This window comes from Devosia chinhatensis (genome assembly GCF_000969445.1).
Lineage (GTDB): Bacteria > Pseudomonadota > Alphaproteobacteria > Rhizobiales > Devosiaceae > Devosia > Devosia chinhatensis.
On the sequence record NZ_JZEY01000061.1, the window covers coordinates 809,696 to 822,840 of the forward strand.

The window sequence follows — 13,145 nt, forward strand, 5'->3', positions numbered from 1 at the left end:
CCGGATCGACCGGGGCTTTCTTTATTCGGTTCGGTCCAAGGCTCAGTTGAGCTTTTCGCCTTCGGCATTGGCCGGAGCCGCCGGGGCGCCGGGCGCATTGCCCTGAGCGGCGAGCTTGGCCAGGTTCTGGCGATAGATGGCGGAGAAATCGACCGGCTCCATCATCAGCGGCGGGAAGCCGCCCTGCTGGGTCACGCTGGCCAGCACCTGACGCGCGAACGGGAACACCAGGCGCGGGCATTCGATCATCAGCAGCGGCGAGAGCTGGGCCTCGGGAACGTTCTTGAGGCGGAAGATGCCGCCATAGACCAGTTCGACGTTGAACAGGACGGTCTCGTCGCGATTGGCCTTGGCGTTGAGCGTCAGCTCGACCGCGTAGATTTCGTCATTCTGCTTCTTGACGCCGACGGCGATGGAAACGTTGAAGGCCGGGTTGCCGCCGCCGGCCAGCAGGGCAGAGGGAGCACCCGGATTCTCGAACGAGAGATCACGGATATACTGGCCCACCAGGTTCATGCTCGGTGCGGCTGCAGGCTGCGGCGCTGCCGCGCCCTGAGTATCATCGGCCATTGATTGGTCCTTTTCGATGCGGAATTTCAAAGAATTCTGGCGGGGTGGCTACCATTTTTGCCCCTGCCGAACAAGCACGGGCCGTTTATTTGCCGTCCTTGCGCCAGTCGTCGTTGCTGGCATCGATGATCAGGGGCGGTGACTCGTCGCCATTTTCTTCGCCTGCAGGGTCATGGCGGCGATAGGTTGTGGTGGTCTGCACCACCCGCACACGACCGGCCAGTGCGCCGAACAAGCGATTGCGTACGGCAGGTATCAGCAGGATCAGCGCGATCGCATCGCTGAAAAATCCGGGCAGGATCAGCAGCACGCCCGCCAGCCCGATCAGCATGGTGTCGAACATGGTTTTGCCCGGCAATGTGCCGGCACTGACATTGGACCGCAGCCGCGCCACCACGCCCAGCCCTTGCTGGCGCAACAGCATGGCCCCGGCCACGCCGCCCAGGACGACCAGGCCAAGCGTCGGCAGCAATCCGATGGCGCGACCCACGAGGATAAACAGCGCGATTTCCACCAGCGGCAGCAGGAAGAAACCAAGAGCGAAAAAGCGGGCCAAGGGCAGGTCCTTCTCGGGTTAGGCGGATGGCAGGCGCGGCAAAATGCAACTCGCCCCATCGTGAACTGGTTTTGAGCTAAAGCTTTCCCTATATATAGGACCGGATTGGCGCCAGACGAGCGCCGTAACGCCCTTTTTTGTCGACGCCTCCCGCGCAAGGTGCCCCATTCATGGACGAATTTCTCGACCTGCCAACCCTGATTGCCATTGTCGTGGCCGTGTTCGTGCTGTTCCGGCTCCGCTCGGTGCTGGGGACACGGACGGGTAACGAGCGCCCTCCGGTGGATCGCACCCGCTCCACGCCGGCCGAGAAAAGCACCAATAATTCCGATGAAACCGTCGTCCCGCTGCGGCCCCGGCCCAGCGTCGCCCAGCCCGAACTGGATGACGAGCGGCGCGCCCGCAAGCTGGAGGCCGAAATCGAGCAGGCTTCCGCCGGCAATGCCGAGCTTGCCGCTGGTCTGCGCGCCGTAGCGGAAGCGGACCCCACCTTTACACCCAAGTCCTTCCTCGAAGGCGCCAAGCAGGCTTACGAGATGATCGTCACCGCTTTTGCCGAGGGCGATCGCCAGACCCTGCGCAACCTTCTCGAAAAGGATGTGTTCGAAGGTTTCCAGCGCGCCATCGCCGATCGCGAAGCTGCCGGACAGAAGGTGGATTTCACCTTTGTCGGCCTGCCCAAGATCGCCATCGTCTACGCCGATTATGACAAGAAGAACGTCAACGTCACGGTCGACTTCCATGCCGAGGTGGTGTCCGCCACCCGGGACGCCGAAGGCAATCTGGTCGAGGGCAATGCCGATCAGGTCCAGACCATTGCCGACGAATGGACCTTCGCGCGCAATCCCAAGTCCCGCGATCCCAATTGGAAGGTCGTCAGCACCTCCCAGCTCGATTAAGACCCTGCGGCAGGCCCTTGTTCCATGTCCAAGCGCGACCCCAAGCGCCTGCCGCCCGATTTCCATCTCTGGACGCATGTCACCGAGAGCGTGGAGCCCCTGCGGCGCAAGCCCTTGTTGACGCTGGGGAGCGGCACCCTGCCTGTGCCGGTCGCCGAGCCGGCGCCGCAGATCAAGGCCCCGCCAAAAAAGCTCTCTGCCGCCAAGCCTTTCCTGCCCCCCTATCAGGCACCAAAGCCCATGGCCCGGGTTCCGGAAAAAGCGGTGGATCCGGCCATCCACAAAAAAGTCCGCCGCGGCAGGATCGAGATCGATGGCCGCATCGATCTGCACGGCATGACCCAGATCGAGGCGCGCGAGGCATTGCACCGCTATGTCACGACCCGCGCCGCGAGCGGCGCACGCACGCTCCTTGTCATCACCGGCAAGGGCCTTAAGACCGACAATGATTATATTGCGGCCATGACCGAGCGGGGCATCCTGCGTACCATGCTGCCCATCTGGCTGTCCGAGCCGGGGCTGGCGCATCTGGTCTCCGGCTGGAGCCCGGCGGCGCGCGGCCATGGTGGCGAGGGGGCGTATTACGTACGCCTGCGACGCGCATGACCCCACTCGGCGCCAAGCTGCGGGCCATGCGGGAAGCGCGCGGCATCTCGCTCAAGGAAATGGCGGCGGCGCTCAACGTTTCGAGCGCCTATCTTTCCGCCCTCGAACACGGCAAGCGCGGGCAGCCGACAAGCTTCCTCCTGCATCGCATCATCGCGTTCTTCAATGTCATCTGGGACGAGGCCGAAGAACTCCAGCGCCTGGCGGAAATTTCGGACCCCAAGGTCACGATCGATACCGGCGGGTTGACCCCCGAAGCCACCGAACTCGCCAATCGCCTGCGCGACGGCATCAACCGCCTTGAAGCGGAAGATCTCAAATTCCTGCGCGACGAACTGGTCAAACGCGCCGGCCGCCGCCGGTAAGCCACGCTTCATCCGTCTTGCGTCGTGCCCGGCCCGCCTTCGCCCACAAGGGGGAGAAGGGGGGCCGGGTGCATTGCGTCAGCCTAGAGCACGAACTTGCTGAGATCGGTATCTCCGGCCAGGACGCCGACCTTCTCGCGCACGAAGGCAGCGTCGATCTTGACGGTCTGGCCGGCCCGGTCCGGCGCATCGAAGGAAATTTCTTCCACCAGCCGCTCCATCACCGTCTGCAGACGCCGGGCACCGATGTTCTCGACACTGGAATTGACCGTCACCGCCGCGTCGGCGATTGCTTCGATCGCATCCTGCGTGATCTCGAGCGTCAGCCCTTCAGTGCCCATCAGCGCCACATATTGCTTGATGAGGCTGGCTTCTGTGTCATTGAGAATGCCGATGAAATCCTCGCGTGTCAGCGCTTTGAGCTCTACCCGGATGGGCAGGCGGCCCTGCAATTCGGGCAGCAGGTCGCTTGGCTTGCTCACATGGAAGGCGCCGGAGGCGATGAAGAGGATATGGTCGGTCTTGACCGGTCCGTATTTGGTGGCAACTGTCGTGCCTTCGATCAGTGGCAGCAGGTCTCGCTGCACGCCCTCGCGCGAGGGCCCGCCCTGCACGCCGCCCTCGCGGGCCGCCACCTTGTCGATTTCGTCGATGAAGACGATGCCGTGGTTTTCCACCAGCTCGATGGCTTCGCTCTTGAGCTGATCCTGGTCGAGCAGCTTGTCGGCCTCCTCGGCCACCAGCGGCTCATAGGCGTCCTTGACCTTGATCTTGCGCTTGACCCCGCGCCCGCCCATGGCCTGCTTGAACATGTCGGAAAGGTTGATCATGCCGATGCCGCCATTGGGCATGCCGGGAATGTCAAAGCCCCCGGTATTGGCCGCCGGCTGCATCTCGATCTCGATTTCCTTGTCGTCGAGCTCGTTTTCCCGCAGCTTCCTGCGGAAGCTGTCGCGGGTCGACGGCGTGGCCGAAGTGCCCACCAGCGCATCGAGCACCCGCTCTTCGGCATTATGGTGAGCCTGCGCCTGCACGTCCCGGCGACGCTTGTCGCGCAGGACGGTGATGCCGGCTTCCACGAGGTCCCGCACGATCTGCTCGACGTCGCGGCCGACATAGCCGACCTCGGTAAACTTGGTCGCTTCCACCTTTACGAAAGGTGCCTGGGCCAGGCGGGCGAGGCGGCGTGAAATCTCGGTCTTGCCGACGCCCGTCGGTCCGATCATCAGGATGTTCTTGGGGCTGACCTCACGCCGCAATTCGGGCGGCAATTGCTGGCGGCGCCAGCGATTGCGCAGCGCCACGGCGACGGCGCGCTTGGCGTCGGCCTGGCCGACAATATGGCGGTCGAGCTCGGAAACGATCTCGCGCGGGGAAAAATTGGTTTCAGTCATTATTCGTCTTTCCGGACCGCTCATCGAGCCGGTCCTTCTGGGTGCCGCCAATTGGCCGGCACGCCGTTCCTTAGCTGAGCTCGATGGTTTCGACCGTCACATTGCCATTGGTATAGACGCAGATTTCCTCGGCGATCTTCATGGCCCGGCGGGCGATCTCTTCGGCATCGAGTTCGGTCGCCTGGTGCAGGGCAAGTGCTGCCGAATGGGCGTAATTGCCGCCCGAGCCGATGGCGATGACGCCATGGTCCGGCGTCAGCACGTCGCCATTGCCGGTCAGGACCAAGGTGTCCTTTTTGTCGGCCACGATCATCATGGCTTCGAGCTTGCGCAGATAGCGGTCGGTGCGCCAGTCCTTGGCCAGTTCGACCGCGGCGCGCATCAGCTGGTCGGGATATTGCACCAGCTTGGCTTCGAGCCGCTCGAACAGCGTAAAGGCGTCAGCAGTGGAGCCGGCAAAGCCGCCGATCACCTTGCCATCGGCCAGGCGACGCACCTTCTTGGCGCCGTGCTTCATGACCGTAGGGCCCATGGAAACCTGGCCATCGCCGGCCACCACGACCTTGTTGCCCTTGCGTACGGAAACGATCGTCGTCCCGTGCCACCCGGGATTTGTGTGTTCACTCATTGGGGGAAGTACTCCGAACTGTTGAGTGATATTTAGGGGCCCGGCCCACGATTGCAACCAAGTGCGCCCTAACCCAATCTTCACGCCGTCGTGCCTATCTGCTAGTCACCCGCCGACCGCCGGAGACAAAGCCATGCGCAAGAGCACCATCGCCCGCAAGACCAACGAGACCGAGATTGCCGTCTCGATCGATCTCGACGGCACCGGCAAGCACGAGATGAAGACCGGCGTTGGCTTTTTCGACCACATGCTGGACCAGCTCGCCCGTCATTCGCTGATCAACATGAAGGTCACCTGCAAGGGCGACCTGCACATCGACAGCCACCACACGGTCGAGGATGTCGGCATCGCGCTCGGCCAGGCCATCAGGGAAGCGCTGGGCGACAAGAAGGGCATCCGCCGCTATGCCTCCTCGGACCTGCCCATGGACGGCACACTGACCCGCGCGGCGCTGGACGTATCGGGCCGCGCCTTCCTCGTCTTCCGGGCCGAGTTCAGCCAGGGCAAGATCGGCGATATCGACACCGAGCTGTTCCGCGAATTCTTCCAGGCTTTCGCGGTCAATGCCGGGATCACGCTCCACATCGAAAACTTCTACTTCGACAACAACCACCATCTGGCCGAGTCCATGTTCAAGGCCGTGGCCCGCGCCCTGCGCGACGCCATCGAGATCGATCCGCGCATGAGCGACGCGGTGCCCAGCACCAAGGGTACGCTCTAAGGCTTTCACTGGACGTGCTTTTGCACTAAGTCAGCCGGGAACTGGATCGTCACCCCGGCGCGGGCTGGGATGACATCGGGGTCGTGGAGAATATGCCATGAGCACCATAGCCATCATCGATTACGGCGCGGGCAATCTGCGTTCAGCCGCCAAGGCTTTCGAGCGCGTGGCCCATGAGCGCGGCAAGGGCGACAAGATTGTTGTCACCGCCGATCCCGAAATGGTCCGCAACGCCGATCGCATCATGCTGCCCGGCGTCGGGGCCTTCGCCGATTGCATGGCGGGGCTGAACGCGGTGCCCGGCATGATCGACATGCTCGATGAAAAGGTGATCAAGGGTGGCACGCCGTTCCTGGGGGTCTGCGTCGGCATGCAGCTTCTGGCCAGCGAGGGCCGCGAAAAGACGGTGACCAAAGGCCTTGGCTGGGTTCCCGGTGCCGTCGAGAAGATCGCCCCGGCCGATCCGGCGCTCAAGATCCCGCATATGGGCTGGAACAATATTGCCGTGACCCGCCCCCATGCCCTCATGGCCGGCATTGCCGATGGTCCCGACGGGCTCCATGCCTATTTCGTCCATTCCTATCACCTCAGGACCGCCGATCCCGCCCACCTCGTGGCCACCACGGATTATGGCGGGGCTCTGACCGCCTGTGTCGGCCGCGACAACATCTTCGGCACCCAGTTCCACCCTGAAAAAAGCCAGGCTTTGGGATTGAAGCTGATCGAAAACTTTCTGGGATGGTCTCCATGATCCTTTTTCCCGCCATCGACCTCAAGGACGGCCAGTGCGTGCGCCTCAAGCTGGGCGACATGGAGCAGGCCACCGTCTTCAACGACGATCCTGCCGCCCAGGCAAAGAGCTTCGAGGACGAGGGTTTTGACTATCTCCACGTCGTCGATCTCAACGGCGCATTTGCCGGCGAAAGCGTCAATGGCGCGGCTGTGGAGGCCATTCTCAAAAGCGTGACATTCCCGGTGCAGCTTGGCGGCGGGATCCGCACCCTCGCCCATATCGAATCCTGGCTCGAGCGGGGCCTGGCCCGCGTCATCCTGGGTACCGTGGCGGTGCGCGATCCGGACCTGGTCAAGGAAGCGGCGCGCAAATGGCCCGGGCAGGTCGCCGTCGGCACCGATGCCAAGGGCGGCATGGTGGCCGTCGAGGGCTGGGCGGAAACCTCCGAGCTGTCGGTCATTGAACTGGCCAAGCGCTTCGAAGGCGCCGGCGTCGCTGCCATCATCTATACCGATATCGATCGCGACGGGGTCCTGGCCGGCATCAACTGGGATTCGACCCTCGAGCTGGCGCGCGCCACGTCGATCCCGGTCATCGCCTCTGGAGGCTTGGCGTCGATGGAGGACATCGAGCGCATGACGCGGCCCGATTATCAGGTGCTCGAGGGCGCCATATCCGGCCGGGCCCTCTATGACGGGCGCATTGATTCACGTGAAGCATTGGCCATGCTGAGGGCCGCTGCCTGATGCGCGAGCGGCAGAAGCGGTTTCCCTTGCTGGGACACATCGTCGTCTTCTGCCTGATCGGGTTGTTCGCCATGTCGCCGGTCATCTGGGTTGCTTTGGCCAATGCGCAGCAGCCGGGCGCCCAGATCGGTCTGACCGATCTCATGGCCGGCTGGGGTGTGATGGGTTGGCTGGTCATGGCGCCGGTCGCGCTCGGCCCGCTGCTCTTCCTCTTCTGGACGGCGATCTTTGCCATCCATCTCCTGGTCTATTTTCGCCGCAAGGGGGAGCGCCCATGAACGCCAAGCCCTTTCCCTGGCGCCTTTATGTCGTCCTTTTCACCCTGATCGTGCTCTTCACCCTGGCGCCGCTGATCTCGGTCTATTTCACCTATCTGGTGGCAGACGCCAATGGCTGCACCGTCAATGAGGCGACCATCCATACATGCATGGTTCTGGGCATGGATTGGGGTGGTCTGCTCTATACAACCGGCGTCTTCGGCTGGTTCATGCTTGCCACCATTCCGCTTGGCGGCGGTGCGCTGATCGTCTGGCTGGTTATGCTCCTCATTCACTATTTCGCCTGGCGGCAGAAAGCCCGAACGCCATGAGCCTCAAGATCCGCATCACTCCCCGTCTGGACGTTCCCCGCCCGCGTCGCCCGGAGCGCAGCGAGGACGCGCACAACGCAAAAGGAAGCCGCCGGTGAGCCTCAAGACCCGCATCATTCCCTGTCTGGACGTCGCCGGCGGCCGTGTGGTCAAAGGCGTCAATTTCGTCGATCTCGTCGATGCCGGCGATCCGGTCGAGGCGGCAATGGCTTATGACGCGGCCGGCGCCGATGAATTGACCTTTCTCGATATCACTGCCAGCCATGAGGGACGCGACACCATATTCGACGTGGTCGCCCGCACGGCCGAGCACTGCTTCATGCCGGTCACGGTGGGCGGCGGTGTCCGCACCGTCGAGGACATTCGCAAGCTGCTGCTGGCTGGAGCCGACAAGGTGGCGATCAATTCCGCTGCCGTGAACGACCCCGATTTCATCGCGCGCGCCGCCGACAAGTTCGGCAATCAATGCATCGTCGTCTCGGTCGACGCCAAGCGGCGTGCGAATGGCGCCAATGGCTGGGAAATCCACACCCATGGCGGCCGCAAGCCCACCGGCATCGATGCGGTGGAATTCGCCGCCCGCATGGTCGAGCGGGGGGCCGGGGAATTGCTGGTGACCTCGATGGACCGCGACGGCACCAAGTCGGGCTTCGATCTCGAATTGACCCGAACCATTGCCGACAGCGTCGAAGTCCCGGTCATCGCCTCCGGTGGCGTCGGCACCCTGCAGCATCTGGTCGAGGGCGTCACCCAGGGCCACGCCAGCGCGGTTCTGGCCGCGTCCATCTTTCATTTCGGTACCTTCACGATTCCCCAGGCCAAGACCTATATGGCCGACCATGGCATTGCCATGCGCATGGACTTCGCGGACGGTCCGCTCAACTAACGAATGGCCGGCCGCTTAAGTCTGAGTGACGCCGCCCGGTTTTTTTGCTCTAAGCCGTGACAAGACAAGTTGGGCCCCGGCTCATGCCGGGGTACGCCCAGAGGGTGGGACGACAATGACACTCGAAGACCTTGAAGCCCGTATCGCGCTGCGCGCGGCTGCGTCCCCCGAAGAGAGCTATACGGCCAGGCTGATTGCGCGCGGTATCGCCAAGACGGCACAAAAGCTGGGCGAAGAAGCGACCGAAGCGGTCATTGCCGCGGTCAGCAATGACCGCGCCGAGCTGGTCAAGGAAAGCGCTGACCTGCTCTATCACCTCCTGGTCGTGCTGCGGGCGGCCGATGTGCCCCTTGCCGAAATTATGGCCGAACTCGATACCCGCACCGCCCAGTCGGGCCTGGCCGAAAAAGCTGCCCGCAAGGAACAATGATGGCCAAGCGCGCTCCCGCCCCCGACGCCTATCGTCACTTCACCAAGGCCGAATGGGCCAAGCTGCGCGACGGCCAGCTGATGACCCTGAACGAGGACGACATCAAGCGCCTGCGCGCCCTGACCGATCCGATCTCCCTGGCGGAAGCCGAGGAAATCTATCTGCCCCTCTCCCGGCTCCTGTCCTATTATGTCGAGGCCATCCAGGGCCTCAACCAGGTCGCGACGCGCTTTCTCAATACGCCGGGCGACAAGGTGCCCTTCATCATCGGCGTCGCCGGGTCGGTTGCGGTGGGCAAGTCCACCACCTCGCGCATCCTGCAGGCGCTGTTGTCGCGCTGGCCCTCCAGCCCCAAGGTGGACCTCGTCACCACCGACGGCTTTTTGCATCCCAATCGCGTGCTCGAAGAGCGCGGGCTCATGCAGCGCAAGGGCTTTCCCGAAAGCTACGATCGCGCCCGCTTCGTCAAGTTTCTCGCCGATATCAAGTCCGGCAAGGCGAAGGTGTCGGTGCCAGTTTATTCCCACCTCGTCTATGACGTGGTTCCAGGCGAGGAAGTGCTCATCGACCGGCCGGACATTCTGATCGTCGAAGGGCTCAATATCCTGCAGCCGGGCGATCTTCCACGTGATGGCACCCCCATCCTCTTCGCCTCCGATTTCATCGATTTTTCCATCTACATCGACGCCGATGTCGAGGACCTGCGCGACTGGTACGTCATCCGCTTTTTCCGGCTGCGCGAAACCGCTTTTCGCGATCCCACGTCCTTCTTCCGCAAATTCTCCGAAATGAGCGAGGAAGAGGCCGGTGCCTTCGGCCGCAATATCTGGCAGACCATCAACCTCCCCAACCTGCTCCAAAACGTCCTGCCCACCCGTGGCCGGGCCGACCTCATCCTCAAGAAGGGCAAGGATCACCGCGTCGAGGACGTCAAGCTCCGCAGACTATAGGCGTTCGACCACAAGGATGTGCGAGGCTCAAATGGAGGCCGTGCTTCAAGACCACCGTCATTGCTCGGCTGGGCCGGCAATAGCGTCCTCGCCTTTCTGCTAATATGTCCCCGGCTGTGGCTGGCTCAGGATGATCAGGTTGCCGTCCGGATCGCGCAGCTTGGCGGTCTTGAAGAAATCCCCGAAAGCCTTGGCCACCGGCTTGATGCCGTGCATTTCGAGCCGGGCCAGCTCTTCGGCGATATCGTCGACGATGAGCATGATCACGCTGGCGCCGGCCCGGTCCTCGTCGCTCATCACATGCACCCAGCCACCACCGGGCAGTTTCCATTCGGCCACGTCGGTCATGGTGCGCGCATCGGCGGTGCGCCCGAACAGATATTCATACCAGACCAGGGAATTGCCGAGATCTTCGACGGCGATCCCGGCCAGCACGTTCGTGAGGGTCATGGACAGGTCCACTTTCTCTTCTTGCTTTTGATCGAGAGTAACACAGTGGGTCGCCGTGGCCAGTCCTGTTGGCGGAAGGCCCCTGCACTGCTATAGGCGGGGGCATGTCGAGGGAGTTTGTGTCATGACCCAGTTGCGCATCATCATTGCCGGTGCCGGCGGGCGCATGGGTGCGGCCAATATCCGGGCCGTGGCGGCCCATCCCGGGCTTGAACTGGTTGGGGCCCTGGATCGGTCCGGCGCTGACACGCTGGGTTGTGACGCCGGCACGCTGGCCGGCATCGAGGCGCTGGGCGTTGTCTTGACCGACAATGTGGTCCCCCTGCTCGACCAGGCAGACGCGATCATCGATTTTTCCGCTCCCGTCGCCAGCGTGGCCCTGGCGCGCCAAGCCGCTTCGCGCGGGCTCGTCCATGTCATCGGCACCACCGGGTGCCTCGAGGCGGAGGACGAAGCCATCGCCCAGGCCGGCCGCGATGGCGCCCGAATCGTCAAGTCGGGCAATTTCTCGCCCGGCATGGTCGCTCTGGCGGTCCTTGTCGAAAAGGCTGCCGCGGCCCTCTCGTCCTATGACGTCGAAATTCTTGAAATGCATCACAATCTCAAGGTCGATGCCCCTTCGGGCACGGCGCTGATGCTCGGCGAAGCGGCCGCCCGGGGTCGCCAGATTTCGCTCAAGGATAATGCGGTGCGCGTCCGCGACGGCCATACCGGCCCGCGCGAGGCCGGCACGATCGGCTTTGCCACCCTGCGCGGCGGCAATGTCATCGGCGACCACAGCGTGATCCTGGCCGGACCCTCCGAGCGGATCGAATTGACCCATCGTGCCCAGGATCGCACCATCTATGCCAATGGCGCCGTCCTGGCGGTGCTCTGGGCCCACCGGCAAAAGCCGGGCCTTTATTCCATGGCCGATGTGCTCGGCCTTTCCGATTGAACCACAGGACAAAGACATGACCGGCACGCTCATTCTCGTTCGCCACGGCCAGAGCGAATGGAACCTCGAAAATCTCTTCACCGGCTGGCGCAATCCCAACCTGACGGAAAAGGGTGAGGGCGAGGCCCGTGCCACCGGCAAGGCGCTCAAGGCCGCCGGCATCGTGCCCGATCTCTATTACACGTCCGGCCTGCGCCGTGCCCAGCACACGCTCGACCTGATGCTCGAGGAAATGGGGATTCAGAACGTCACCATCACCCGCAACGTGGCGCTCAACGAGCGCGATTACGGCGATCTCTCCGGCCTCAACAAGGACGACGCCCGCGCCAAATGGGGCGAAGACCAGGTGCTGATTTGGCGCCGGTCCTATGATGTGCCGCCTCCGGGCGGGGAATCGCTCAAGGACACTGCGGCCCGCACGCTGCCGTATTACGAGGCCGAGATCCTGCCCCAGCTCAAGGCCGGCAAGACCGTGCTTGTCGCCGCCCATGGCAATTCGCTGCGCGCTCTGGTCATGGCCATCGAGGGCCTTACCCCCGAGCAGATCCTCGCCCGCGAGATCGCCACCGGCGAACCCACCGTCTACCGGATCGGTGCCGACGGCGCCCTGGCCGAAACCGTCACGCTCTAGCCTTCGAGGCGCGGGGCGGGGCTTTTGTCCTCGAACAGCACCGCCCTGCCCTCGCGCGGCTCGACATAGAGCTTGAGCGTCAGCACGCGCAACACCGCATAGACCGGCGTCGCCAAGGCGATGCCGACAATGCCGAACAGGCTCCCCATGATCGCCATGATGCTCAGCGACCAGGCCGGAGACAGCTTGATGATGCGCTGCTGCAGCATCGGGGTCAGGATATAGCCCTCAAGATTCTGGATCAGCAGCAGGCCGATCGCGCCCAGGATCAGCGTATTGGTATCCTGCGCGGCCAGCGTCAGCAGCACCGGTACAGCCGAAAAGATCGGCCCCAGGAACGGGATGAAGTTGAGCGCACCCGAGAGCAGCGCCAGGATCGGGGCATTGGGCACGCCCAGCGCCCAGAGCAGCAGCCCCATCAGTGAGCCGATCAGCACCATCATCGCCAATTGCGTCACCATCCAGCCGCGCAACGCCTCGCCGGTGGCGCCCAGAGCCTCGAGAAGGCGCGGACGGTGCTTTTGCGGCATGAGCAGCAGGAAGCCATCGCGATAGGCGGTGGGATTGATGGCAAAGAACAGCGCGAGGAACAGGATGACCACGACGTCGCCCACCACCCCGATCGTGCTGCCGAAGAACGAGCGGGCTTCGTTGAAGATGCCGCCCGGATCGGGGAAGAAATTCTGCAGCATCGCCTCGATCTGGCTGCGGTCGAGTTCGTCCACCACCCCGCTTTCGACGGCGAGGCCATAAAGCCGGCTCACCTCGCGCACCAGCATGCGCCAGAGGTCCTGGAGGCTGAGGATGAGGCTCACCCCGCCCAGCGACAGGGCGACCAGCACCACGACCAGGACGAGGATGCTGACAATGGCCAGGAGCACCGGCCGCGGCGCCGGCAGGATCAGCCGCAATCCGCGCACGGCCGCGTCCAATACGCAGGCGATCAAAACACCGGCAAAGATGATCAGCAGGGTGTGGGACAGGTACCAGGCCAGAATGAGGCCAGCGGCCAGAACGATTCCGGTGACGATGGCGCGTGTATCTGCCGGCATAT

The 13,145-nt window shown here is 63.4% G+C and carries 19 protein-coding genes; 13 read left to right on the forward strand and 6 right to left on the reverse strand.

All coding sequences use genetic code 11. From position 1 onward, the window contains the following. Positions 1-42: 42 nt before the first annotated feature. Both secB and VE26_RS14300 read right to left on the reverse strand, forming a co-directional pair. Entirely contained in the window at positions 43-570 is a 528-nt protein-coding gene (gene secB / locus VE26_RS14295; protein ID WP_046106391.1) for a protein-export chaperone SecB, read from the reverse strand. 85 nt (positions 571-655) lie between these two features. After that, the gene (locus tag VE26_RS14300) at positions 656-1,126 is read right to left on the reverse strand and encodes an FxsA family protein (protein ID WP_046105842.1); all 471 of its coding nucleotides are present in this window, start codon (positions 1,124-1,126) and stop codon (positions 656-658) included. A 170-nt stretch (positions 1,127-1,296) separates the two neighbouring features. Between VE26_RS14300 and VE26_RS14305 the strand changes: the two genes are divergently transcribed. From VE26_RS14305 to VE26_RS14315, 3 genes are read left to right on the forward strand one after another with little or no spacing between them, the layout of a single operon-like run. Beyond that, positions 1,297-2,025, forward strand: a complete 729-nt coding sequence (locus VE26_RS14305) for a Tim44/TimA family putative adaptor protein (protein WP_046105843.1) — start codon at positions 1,297-1,299, stop codon at positions 2,023-2,025. 24 nt (positions 2,026-2,049) lie between these two features. Further along, positions 2,050-2,631, forward strand: coding sequence for a Smr/MutS family protein (locus tag VE26_RS14310; protein ID WP_046105844.1), 582 nt, complete (start codon positions 2,050-2,052; stop codon positions 2,629-2,631). After that, on the forward strand, positions 2,628-2,996 hold the full coding sequence (locus tag VE26_RS14315; protein ID WP_046105845.1) for a helix-turn-helix domain-containing protein: 369 nt from the start codon (positions 2,628-2,630) through the stop codon (positions 2,994-2,996). Before VE26_RS14310 ends, VE26_RS14315 begins: the two co-directional genes overlap by 4 nt. An 83-nt stretch (positions 2,997-3,079) precedes the next feature. On the opposite strand, the gene hslU is transcribed toward VE26_RS14315, so the two are convergent. Together hslU and hslV are read right to left on the reverse strand one after the other, a co-directional pair. Continuing rightward, positions 3,080-4,390 carry an ATP-dependent protease ATPase subunit HslU gene (gene hslU / locus VE26_RS14320; RefSeq protein WP_046105846.1) on the reverse strand — a complete coding sequence of 437 codons (1,311 nt, stop codon included), beginning with the start codon at positions 4,388-4,390 and terminating at the stop codon, positions 3,080-3,082. A gap of 70 nt (positions 4,391-4,460) precedes the next feature. Beyond that, positions 4,461-5,018 carry an ATP-dependent protease subunit HslV gene (gene hslV, locus VE26_RS14325; protein ID WP_046105847.1) on the reverse strand — a complete coding sequence of 186 codons (558 nt, stop codon included), beginning with the start codon at positions 5,016-5,018 and terminating at the stop codon, positions 4,461-4,463. Positions 5,019-5,151: 133 nt separating this feature from the next. Here hslV and hisB point away from each other — a divergent pair, with 133 nt between their 5' ends. The 8 genes from hisB (at position 5,152) to coaA (ending at position 10,073) form a co-directional block, all read left to right on the forward strand. Continuing rightward, positions 5,152-5,739: an imidazoleglycerol-phosphate dehydratase HisB gene (hisB, locus tag VE26_RS14330; protein WP_046105848.1), complete on the forward strand. Its 588-nt coding sequence runs from the start codon at positions 5,152-5,154 to the stop codon at positions 5,737-5,739. A gap of 97 nt (positions 5,740-5,836) precedes the next feature. Further along, positions 5,837-6,490, forward strand: coding sequence for an imidazole glycerol phosphate synthase subunit HisH (gene hisH, locus VE26_RS14335; RefSeq protein ID WP_046105849.1), 654 nt, complete (start codon positions 5,837-5,839; stop codon positions 6,488-6,490). Next, positions 6,487-7,218: a 1-(5-phosphoribosyl)-5-[(5-phosphoribosylamino)methylideneamino]imidazole-4-carboxamide isomerase gene (hisA, locus tag VE26_RS14340; protein WP_046106392.1), complete on the forward strand. Its 732-nt coding sequence runs from the start codon at positions 6,487-6,489 to the stop codon at positions 7,216-7,218. Before hisH ends, hisA begins: the two co-directional genes overlap by 4 nt. 26 nt (positions 7,219-7,244) lie before the next feature. Next, a complete protein-coding gene (locus VE26_RS14345) occupies positions 7,245-7,496 on the forward strand; it encodes a hypothetical protein (RefSeq protein WP_152658859.1) in 252 nt (83 codons plus the stop codon). After that, the gene (locus VE26_RS14350; RefSeq protein ID WP_046105851.1) at positions 7,493-7,807 is read left to right on the forward strand and encodes a hypothetical protein; all 315 of its coding nucleotides are present in this window, start codon (positions 7,493-7,495) and stop codon (positions 7,805-7,807) included. The genes VE26_RS14345 and VE26_RS14350 overlap by 4 nt, the downstream gene beginning before the upstream one ends. A 94-nt stretch (positions 7,808-7,901) precedes the next feature. Beyond that, entirely contained in the window at positions 7,902-8,693 is a 792-nt protein-coding gene (hisF, locus tag VE26_RS14355) for an imidazole glycerol phosphate synthase subunit HisF (RefSeq protein WP_046105852.1), read from the forward strand. Positions 8,694-8,808: 115 nt separating this feature from the next. Next, a complete protein-coding gene (locus VE26_RS14360; protein ID WP_046105853.1) occupies positions 8,809-9,123 on the forward strand; it encodes a phosphoribosyl-ATP diphosphatase in 315 nt (104 codons plus the stop codon). Further along, a complete protein-coding gene (coaA, locus tag VE26_RS14365) occupies positions 9,123-10,073 on the forward strand; it encodes a type I pantothenate kinase (protein WP_046105854.1) in 951 nt (316 codons plus the stop codon). The genes VE26_RS14360 and coaA overlap by 1 nt, the downstream gene beginning before the upstream one ends. A 99-nt stretch (positions 10,074-10,172) precedes the next feature. Here the strand turns inward: coaA and VE26_RS14370 are convergent, their stop codons facing one another. After that, positions 10,173-10,523 (reverse strand): VOC family protein, encoded by a 351-nt coding sequence (locus VE26_RS14370; protein WP_046105855.1) that lies wholly within the window; start codon positions 10,521-10,523, stop codon positions 10,173-10,175. Positions 10,524-10,647: 124 nt separating this feature from the next. On the opposite strand from VE26_RS14370, the gene dapB reads away from it, so the two are divergent. Together dapB and VE26_RS14380 are read left to right on the forward strand one after the other, a co-directional pair. Next, entirely contained in the window at positions 10,648-11,460 is an 813-nt protein-coding gene (gene dapB, locus VE26_RS14375; RefSeq protein ID WP_046105856.1) for a 4-hydroxy-tetrahydrodipicolinate reductase, read from the forward strand. 16 nt (positions 11,461-11,476) lie between these two features. Beyond that, a complete protein-coding gene (locus VE26_RS14380; protein WP_046106393.1) occupies positions 11,477-12,091 on the forward strand; it encodes a 2,3-bisphosphoglycerate-dependent phosphoglycerate mutase in 615 nt (204 codons plus the stop codon). Here the strand turns inward: VE26_RS14380 and VE26_RS14385 are convergent. Next, entirely contained in the window at positions 12,088-13,143 is a 1,056-nt protein-coding gene (locus VE26_RS14385) for an AI-2E family transporter (protein ID WP_046105857.1), read from the reverse strand. The genes VE26_RS14380 and VE26_RS14385 overlap by 4 nt on opposite strands. Positions 13,144-13,145 lie beyond the last annotated feature (2 nt).